The organism is Haloferax profundi (assembly GCF_001469865.1).
Classification (GTDB): domain Archaea; phylum Halobacteriota; class Halobacteria; order Halobacteriales; family Haloferacaceae; genus Haloferax; species Haloferax profundi.
This window is the reverse complement of the sequence record NZ_LOPV01000592.1, coordinates 1-2,322: the sequence shown is the minus strand read 5'-3', so window position 1 is coordinate 2,322 and position 2,322 is coordinate 1. Positions and strand designations below refer to the sequence as shown.

Sequence of the window (2,322 nt, the reverse complement as noted above, 5' to 3'; positions counted from 1 at the left end):
GAATCCAGCGATTGCGAATGCGAGACCAAATGCCAAGACTGCACTCATGATTGTACCGATGAGCCGACCGAGACTGATAATCGAGGGATCGAACTCTCGACGCTTCATCACCCGCATCACATATCGAATGAGTCCGAAGCGAACAATTACGTAGGCAATTATCAGCGTGAGAAAGAAGGCAACGATGTCGCGCAGGAGGTTTACTTCTTCTCCTCTCAATAGGTCGGCTACCCATCTGGATATTTCTTGGACAACCGTGTCGGTTTGCAGGAGGAGCATTGGCTGGAGTGACAGCAATTCTGCCATACCACTGAAAGGACGTCTGTCCACAAAACTGATTGCTAGACCTCCACACCACGCTGTTGACTTGGGCACGTAGGCCGATACGACACCGATCGATGCCACCTCTGTGTGCAGGTCTGATATACGCTCATTAACGTTCGAACGGTCTCTCGTTTGTCTCTCTGACGTTCTCGATTCTCGTACAGTTGAGTTATCGATTTCTCTTCAGACGGCGTACGTTTCGGGTATGAGTCAACCGAGCGGTGCCGCTGACCGGATTCGACGAATCTTCGAACAGTTGGAGGTTGGGTGGTGGGTGTTTGCACTCGTCGTTGGGGCAGTCGTCGCGTTCGTCGGATATGTGTATCTCCCCTGGGTCATCTTCGGGTTGTTCGTCTACTACGTTGCACGCCCAATCGCGAAGCGACTTGAGAAACGACTCCCATCGAAGAACATCACCGCGCTTGTGACGCTGCTGCTCATCGTCCTGCCGATTGTTACCATTCTCGGTGGTGCGATTTTCGTCACGATCGCCGAACTGAGTCGGTTCTTCACGAGCGAAGTTGCCACGCGAATCAGCGCGGCGCTCCCGTTCTCCATCGGCGCGTTGCCGCAAGACCCAACGGAACTCCTGCGGCAGTTCGGGGAAGTGTTCAGTGGGGGTGCGATTCAGGATGCGTTCGGGTCTCTCACGCGGACGGTTGGGTCTGTGGCCAACAGTCTGTTCAATGCGTTCCTTTCGCTCCTCTTTGCATTCTTTCTTCTCCGTGAGGACGACCGACTCGCTGGTTGGTTCTACACGAGCATCGCGGACGAGGATTCAGACGTTTCCCGGTATCTCTCGGCAGTCGATGAAGGATTGGAGTCTGTCTACTTCGGCTACACGGTCACTATCTTCGTCGTCATGGTTCTCGCAGCAATCATCTACAACGTGTTCAACCTCGTCGCACCGTCGGGGCTCGAAATTCCGGCACCGGTCACGTTAGCGGTCATCACTGGACTGTTTACGATTGTTCCCCTCGTCGGTCGGAGTATCGTCTACGCCGTCGTCACCGCGTACCTCGCTATCGTCGCCCTCCAGACCAATCCGACGGCTCTCTGGTTCCCTCTCGTCTTTCTGGCCGTGATGGAACTGCCGTTCGACAACCTCATCCGAATCTACATCCGACCGGCACTCTCTGGTCGGTTATTCCCGATGAGCCTCATCGTCTTCGCCTATCTCGTCGGTCCACCACTGTTCGGATGGTACGGCATCTTCTACGGGCCGTTCCTCATGGTGGTCGTCGTGCTGTTCTTACAGTTGAAGTTCCCCAGAATGCTTCACCCTGCTGCCGAAGAGGAACCATTGCGACGGGTGGGACCGAGTGAGGAGTGGGAAATCGACGAGGGCCAGACACGACTCGACGAGGTTCGTGCTGATATCGACGAACCGGCGGGGACGTCTGACTGAGTCCTGTCGAGTAGAACTGTTCGCACACACGTCGTTCAGATACATAGGTGACAAGTCTACATATCCTGCCGCCGTATCGACGAGTATGAGTGTCATCTTGGAGTTCTCGATTGCTGCTTCAGACTTCGAACTCGGTCAGGTGTTGATGGGGCCGCCCGGAATGCACCTCGAAATCGAACGGGTCGTTCCGACGGGGAACATGGTGTTGCCATTCGTGTGGGCAACTGGTGACGACCACGACGAGTTCACTGAGAAAGTGCGAGCGAACCCAGCGGTGAGAGACGTGTGCGTCCTCGACTCTGTCGAAGACAGCCAACTCTACCGTATCGAATGGGACAAAGAAGCCACACGTCTCATCGACATCATCGTCGCGTCAGATGCGACTGTCCTCGAGGCACGCGGTAACAGAGACTGGCTCTTCCGACTTCGATTCCCTGACCAAGACTCACTCTCGGCGTTTCACGCCAACGTCATGGAACACGACGTTCCCATCACCGTCGAACGGACCTTCACGTCGACGAAAGCCCGCGAACACGGCCACAAATTCGGTCTCACGGACGAACAACGCGAGGCGCTCGTCCTCGCACTAC

General features: G+C 55.5%; 3 protein-coding genes. 2 read left to right on the top strand and 1 reads right to left on the bottom strand.

Annotated elements, in window-relative coordinates; translation table 11 throughout:
- The coding region (locus tag AUR66_RS17405; protein WP_157533206.1) for a hypothetical protein at nucleotides 1-306 on the bottom strand (306 nt) is incomplete at its 3' end.
- 223 nt (nucleotides 307-529) lie between these two features.
- Here AUR66_RS17405 and AUR66_RS17400 point away from each other — a divergent pair.
- Together AUR66_RS17400 and AUR66_RS17395 are read left to right on the top strand one after the other, a co-directional pair.
- Nucleotides 530-1,732 (top strand): AI-2E family transporter, encoded by a 1,203-nt coding sequence (locus tag AUR66_RS17400; protein ID WP_058573431.1) that lies wholly within the window; start codon nucleotides 530-532, stop codon nucleotides 1,730-1,732.
- An 85-nt stretch (nucleotides 1,733-1,817) separates the two neighbouring features.
- Nucleotides 1,818-2,322, top strand: a 505-nt coding sequence (locus AUR66_RS17395; protein ID WP_058573430.1) for a bacterio-opsin activator domain-containing protein, incomplete at its 3' end; no start/stop codon positions are given.